Source organism: Pseudomonadota bacterium, assembly GCA_010028905.1.
Classification (GTDB): domain Bacteria; phylum Vulcanimicrobiota; class Xenobia; order RGZZ01; family RGZZ01; genus RGZZ01.
This window is the reverse complement of the sequence record RGZZ01000271.1, coordinates 1-6,991: the sequence shown is the minus strand read 5'-3', so window position 1 is coordinate 6,991 and position 6,991 is coordinate 1. Positions and strand designations below refer to the sequence as shown.

Below are 6,991 nucleotides of genomic sequence, written 5' to 3'. Positions count from 1 at the left end.
GTCGGCCAACAGACCCGCAAGCATGGCGCGCGCGGTGAACACGTCCCCTTCCTGCGCCTTCTGCAACGCCGCGGCGTGCGTCTCGGCCACCATGCGCTCCTTGTGACGCACCACCGCCTCATCACCGCAGGCCACCCCCACGCCGACGAGCGCGAACACAAAGGCAAGTCCTGCAACCCAGGCCCCCTGGCCCAGCACCCGGGTGGAGCGCACAAACCCCCACATCGAGATGAGGGCCGCAATGGCGGCGCCGCTCAGCTTGCAGGCAAGCCCAGGGAGAAGGTAGAACCCCAGCGACGCCCCCAGCGCGAGCCACGCCACGAGGTTCGCTCCGCCTACCGACGCCACTCTCTGGCCAGAGGCGCCCGCCTGGGTCGACGTTGGCCGCGCCGCCTCGGCCTTTCGCTCTTCGGTGCGCAGCGCATACCCGCTCTGCTGCAGAAGCCATTCGAACGGAGCCACGACCCCCACCGGAGAGAACGGGGTCTTCTGCTCCTCTTCTGGAAGATGACCGAGCGCGCTGCACGCAAAGAACGACGAGCGCGAGAAATCGTGCTCGACGCTGCGCACGAGGTTTCCCTCTCCGCGCTCATCGAGCCAGCGACGCACCTCTTGTGGGTCGCCCCCCTCGTCACCGCTCAGCCGCGGCGCCGGAAGCCCCAGGTTCAGCGCAAAGGCATCACACTTCGTGAGCACCACGGCAATGGGCATGTCGACGGTGCTCGACGACTGCCGGAAGCTGCGCAGCACCGAGAGCAGACGATCGTAGACGTGCTGGGGCAGCTCATCACACGCCGTGACCTGGTCGCGGTACGGGTCGAGACGCTCGCCCGCCTGCATCTGCACCTCGCGCAGCGAGAACGGATCGACCAGGAACAACACCGCGTCGGCATTCTGGAAGTACTTGTGCCCGTGCAGGCTCTCGCGATCTTGATACACCTCACCGGCCACGTCGTACACGTGCACGTTGAGGGGCTCTCGCTTGCGGTTGAGCAGCTGCATGACGAACGACGACGGCAGCGTCGCCTTCGTCTTGTCCGGGACGTAGCCTTGCTGGTAGGCGTGAAGGCTGTTGTCGAACGCGCGCTCGTGATCGATCGACGCGAACTGCAACCGGATCATGCCGTCGCGCTGGTACTGACGCAGGGCGTGGAACATGCCGGTGAGCAGGCTTGTCTTGCCTGCCGCCGGACCCGCCACAAGCACGATGTGCAGATCCTGGTTGAAGGTCCACCCCAGGGGCTGCTGGCAGTGCGGGCAGAGGCTCTTGAGCGTGTAGCGACCGCACACCAGCATCGAGGGCAGCGGGCTGCCGCACGAGCAGGTGCGCTGAAAGAGGCCGTGCCGCCCCGGGCGCAGCGCCTTGTGTCGCGCGTCGCACTTCGGGCAGACGTGCACGGGCAGCTCGATGCGCGCGTAGCAGCCGGCGTTTCCGCACTTGATGCTGGCCCGCCGAAATCTCATGGCCAGACGATCGATGCCGTTCAGCACCGGCGCCGAGAGCCAGAAGATGCACGTCAGCGGAACCATGACCATGTAGTGCACCAGGCCGCACAGAAAGTGCACCGCCGACCACGGCGTGGGGGCGTCGAAGAGCGACAGGTAATGCCGCCGCCAGGCCCCGGAGAGATAGTGCAGCGGAGACGGCTCGTCGCTCACGACAGGGTCTTGCCACTGCTTCGCGGTGGGCAGGAACCACCACAGAAATCCGAGGTAGGCGACCCCTACCACCACCAGTACCAGCTGCCATGCACTCACGCCGCTCAACTCCCGTTCCTCCCCATTGAAACCCGCTGGTCGCGCGCGCTCAGCGCGTCGCGATACCGCTGGTCGCGCGCGCTCAGCGCGTCGCGATAGCGCCCATCGAAACCGAACCGTGACCCGTCGCTCATCCGCGACCGAACATGCGATGCACGAAGCTGGGGCGATACGGCTGCGCCCACCTATCGAACCGATGCGGAGCATCATTGCCGCCTTGCGACCCTGCAACCCGACCGATCTCGTGCACCACCGCCTCGAAGAACCCACCGCGCTGCTGGCGGCACACGCCAACCAGCAGCTCATTCTTGATGTAGGTGAACACGTCGTGGTGCTCGTCTCCCCTCGCCGTGGCCCAGATCGCAAAGACGCACGCCACGAAGCGAATCGTTCGCTTCTCGTCGGTGCCCGTGGCCCTGCGAAAGACATAGGCAAAGAGCGGGCAGAACGCGTCACGCCCGAACGCCGAGACGCACGCATCGAACGCGCATCGCACCGTCTCCCAGTCTTGGCGAGCGCTGGTGCACGCCGAGAGCAGCGCCTCGGCCACCGCGAAGGCGGCGGCCTTCACGAACGCATCCGGCAGCCATCGAAGATGCCGCTCGAGCTCGAAGATCTGCGCCGGCCGCAAGAGATGCGGGTGATTCTTCATGTAGCTCAGCAGACACGCCGCTGCAGCCGCAGACGTGACCTGCGGCACGTCGGGTTCAGCCGACAGCGCCAACAAGACCGACCCGAGGTTGCTGGCGCGCTCGAGATCAGAGCGCAGGTCGGCCACCTCGACGAGGGGCTGGCCCAGGCTCTTGTAGGTCTGGGGTTCGACCGTGCGCCCTTCGAACAGACGCGCAACCTGCTGGGCCTGATGCAGGGTCGGCGCCTTCTCGCCGAAGAAGCGATCGTACAGCGCCGCGATCTCTCGCGCCTCGCGCGGCTGCTGCGCGCGCACAACGACCTCGAGCTCCCGGGCGGGATCAGCTGACCCGTCGGCCACGCCCAGCCGCCCCATCTCGGTGAGCAGGGTCGACGCGCGCACGTCGACTGCAACCTGCTGTATCTGGGCCCGCACCTTCGCATCACTCAGGAGCCCCTTCCAGTCGGCCGACAGCGTGGGCGTCTTCGCCAGGCTCTGCTCGCACGCGGCCACGGCCCCCCCGAAGAACTCGCTCCACTTGCCGAGCCCGGCCCGCGCCCCCACAAATGCGCGACCGTCGGCATCAGACAAGAGCAACCCGATCTTCTGCGCGCCCAGATCCCGGCTCTTCATCGACGGCGCCTGCAGCGCCCCGATGCGCTCGAGCACCTCGAACAGCAGGCAGCAGCGCTGCACATCTCTGCAGGCCTCGAGTATACCGCGCATCTCGAAGAGCACCGAGGCCGAGTAGTCGTGCACCAGCGGCGGCGCGCCGGCAAGCAGCGATGGCACCCAGGCCACATCGCGTCCGCTGTTCACCACTTCGAACATCCACGGTACGAACGCTTCGCGGATGGCGCGTAGCACAGCCTCGCCGCCCGACGCCTCACACGCCCGCATGAGGGTGCACGCGGCCTGGGCCGTCTCGTCCGGATCGCTGCAGCGCGCGAGCAGCATGCGACAGGCGTCGCGCAGCGTGTCGCCGTCGATCACCGCCAGATGCGACGCACACCATGTGAGAACCTTTGCCGACTCGGGGCTCTCGACCCGCAGCCCCGACTTCACGGCGAAATAGGTGGCCGCGCTGCTCAAGGTCGAGGGCTCGATGGTGAAACCGTTCTCGCGCACAAACGCCGGAAATCCGGCCATCACCTCGAAGCGGCGCTCGGCCAGGGCAGACGCCACCAGGCGCGAGAAGGGGGTCTCGGGCAGCTCCCGGGTCGATCGCGTTCCTTCGAGATCGAACACGAAGAACTGATACTCGAGCTCGTGGGGCGAGAAGCGAAAATCAGAGTCAGAGCGAGTGCCCACGAGCAGCACGTCGCGCTCATACGGGCTTCGCGCGTAGGTGTCGAAGGTGAGCGCATGGCTGAGGGCATCGGGCAGAACGCTGCACGCCAGCCTCACCCAGGCGGCCACGTTGGCATCGGTATCGACCACGATGATGCGCCGCCCGGTGGTGAGCGCCGTCTCGACCGCCCCCACGAAACGCGATATCCAGGCCTGTCGCCCCCCTTCCCGGGCGAACGCGGCGATCGCGTCGAGATCGATGGAGAACCCACGCGGCTCGATGGTCTGCAGGGCCAGCGTCTTGCTCGTGCCGACATCGCTCTCGTGGCGCCAGAACGACGCATCCCAGAGCGCCACGGGCATCACGGGCAGCTGAGCGTTCTCCGCGCCGGCGGCCACCAGGGCGTGCATGAAGAAGTTGCCGAAGCGACCCGAGTAGTCGCGGCCCACGTATCGATTGCGCGCAATGACCGGCGTGCCATCGCTCAAGCGCTGATAGGTGAGCGAAACAGGGAACCGCTCGATCTCCTCCGGGCTCGGTCGCGTGGGCGAAGACCGTGGAGCCGAGTACGATGCGAGCTGCTCGACAGACCGCAGCAGCGGCGCCGACATGTTCTCGCTGTGGGCCTGTATCTGAAACCCTTTGCCCCCACGCGTGCCCGACTCGCACGATGTGTAGTAGACCTGCTGAAAAGCCGTCACGCCTGCCCTCCATTGGCCGAGATCAACCGGAACTGATACAAGATCCAGAGAAACGGGTCTTCGACCCGGAACGGGAGCACGCCGCGCGTGATGCGTCCGGACTCGTCCGGCGACCCCCCCAGGGCAGAGAGACCGAAGAAGCAGTATCGGTTGAAGTTGTCCTGCATGAAGCGCACGATGCCCGGGCACCAGCGCATAAGGTGGGCCGAGATGTTGTCGTGCATCTGCTCGCAGTCGTCGAGGTGCAGCCCCTGATCGTGACGAGACGACTGGCGCACGGGTGAGCTCATGTCAAAGAGATCGCGCACCGCATCGATCTTCGAGAGGGCCACCGCCACGGGCGTGTTGATGCGCTCGGCCGCACCGATGCCGTGGGTTTCGCGAATGAGGCGATCGACCTTGACCAGCACATCGACGGGGTCGCCGTTGATGGCGGGCAGCGGACGTGAATCGCCGAGGGCCTCGCGCACCGGCAGGAACTGCAGCGGATCGATGAGCACGATGAGCGCCGCCGACCGCGCCACGTAACGCGCATCGACCGAGAGGCTCGCCGCGTCGAGGTTCTCGAGGTCTTCGCCGGCCGTGTCGAAGAAGGCCAGCGACATGGTTCGGGGCGTGGGCGGCGACCAGAACCACTTGCGCTTGCCCGGCAGGCTCATCTTGAAGAGCATGGGGTAGCGCAGCGCCTCGTTGTGCGACGAGCTCTGCGTCACCTCGATGGTCTCGGAGCGGCCGTAGAGATGGCGGGCGAAATCCCGGTCGTACCGACGAAGGGTGCGATCATCGAGCGAGGTGAGCGACGACTTGAGCGCCGACCCCACGCGATGCTGCAGCTCGTGAATGAGCACCGCCATGTAGTGGCTCTTGCCCGTCTCCTTGGCGCCGATCATGGCCACCACCATGTTGTCGCTCGAGGCGTACTCGCGCGACAGCTCGTTGTGACAGAGCGGGCACACCGTCTTGATGCTCACGTGGCCGCACTGGCAGACCGCGTGGGTGGCGTCGCCCGAGCGGTTCAACGGCGTGAAGATGCGCGGCAGAATGAGCGGCCCCATCTGGCGCTGATAGGCGCGCAGCGGCTCGTCCGGCTCCGGCGGACACTTCCCCGGATCGAGCCCCGTGCAGCGAAACGCCATCTCCTTCGACGAGAACGAGTCGAAGCAGTACGGACACACCAGCATCGACGACCGGCTCACGCGTAGCGCAGCTCCTTCACGGGCGGATCGATGAGCGTGAAGGCGCGGTAGTCGCTGTCGCTGCCGAAGAACGCTCTCAGATAGGTGGGCTGGGGGAGATCGCCCATGTCGATACGCACCTCGCGCGCGCCACTTCCCAGATCGAGGTCGGCGAGACGCGCCACGACACGACCATCGCTGCGATTGATGGGTTGCATCGCACCGGGACGCGCCACCACAACAAGTTCGGGGCACCGCACGTTCGCGTCTGCCTCGAGCACCAGCAACACCTCGCGGCTCATGGGGCGACGGCGAAAGTGGTACCGCACCCGCGCCGGCGTCTGATGGCGACACGCGGCGCGACAGCTCGCGCTAGCACCGGGACTGAAGACCAGGTCCGGCCCGGCGATGGCCGCCGCAAACACGGTGAACCAGTAGGGGCGATCGGCCGGCTGCTGAATCCTGAATCCGCCGCGATTCTCGTACTCTCCCCGCGAGAGATCGACCGTCGAGGCCTGGGCATCTTCACCACTGGCGGGGTGTGCGTCGCTGCGCCAGGCAACACGCACAGTCGAGCACCCCCGCGGCCAGCACCATCGCAGCTGCAGGTAACCGCCGAAGTCTTCGACCTCGACATCACGCACGTCTTCGAGGTTTGCGAAGCGCAGGGCCCGCCCCACGACCGCGCACTGCCCCAGCACCGTGATGGGAACGTAGAAGACGAGTCCGCTCACCGGTTCACGGTCGACCGCCGCGTGCACGCCATCGAGGGGCAGCCGATGCGACAAGATCGAGAGCTCGCGGGGCGAGACGTACGTGCCGGCGCTCCACGTCGGCTCGCCCACGGTGCGCACCGGACAGGGCGGATCTTCGGGACGCGCGACCACCACCCGCCCGGTCGTGCGCCGCAGCCCCACCAGGTCGCGGTACTCGACCTGTATGCGGTATCGATACGACGTGCCGTTCACCACCCCCAGATCGACGAACCCGTCGCGCTCGCGAACGGCGATCTCGCAGGGCTGGCCACCCGCTTCAAGCGCGAAGATCTCGCGGTGCACCACGACGCGCTGCGCCCCCGGCGGCACCTGCCACGTCACCCGCACCTCCCGGTCGCCCGCCACCACCTCGCACGCCGACACCTCGCGCGCCACGAAGATGGGCGCCAAGGGCGTGACGAGGGGAGACGTGGCCTCGCTTCGCACGGCCATGACCGCATAGCCGTAGGTGCCTCCGGGAACCGTGCCCGTATCGAGCCAGCTGCAGAGGCGCGTGCGTGCGAGCACCTCGCCATCGTCGACGCTGCTCGGCGCCCCCCCGGTCTTTCGCACCAGCACATAGCTGATCTCGCCCGCAGAGACACTCTCGCTCCACGAGATCTCGACGCCGTTCTCGTGAAGACCGAGGGTCACCTCGGCGGGGGGACGCGGCGCGCATG

Annotated in this window: 4 protein-coding genes; all 4 read right to left on the bottom strand. The window is 67.0% G+C overall.

Annotation, left to right across the window (positions count from 1 at the left end):
* The coding region (locus EB084_16540) for a hypothetical protein (protein ID NDD29865.1) at nt 1-1,767 on the bottom strand (1,767 nt) is incomplete at its 3' end.
* 121 nt (nt 1,768-1,888) lie between these two features.
* Nucleotides 1,889-4,381 carry a hypothetical protein gene (locus EB084_16535; GenBank protein ID NDD29864.1) on the bottom strand — a complete coding sequence of 831 codons (2,493 nt, stop codon included), beginning with the start codon at nt 4,379-4,381 and terminating at the stop codon, nt 1,889-1,891.
* A complete protein-coding gene (locus tag EB084_16530; protein ID NDD29863.1) occupies nt 4,378-5,577 on the bottom strand; it encodes a hypothetical protein in 1,200 nt (399 codons plus the stop codon). The genes EB084_16535 and EB084_16530 overlap by 4 nt, the downstream gene beginning before the upstream one ends.
* Nucleotides 5,574-6,991, bottom strand: a 1,418-nt coding sequence (locus EB084_16525; protein NDD29862.1) for a hypothetical protein, incomplete at its 5' end; no start/stop codon positions are given. The genes EB084_16530 and EB084_16525, both read right to left, overlap by 4 nt.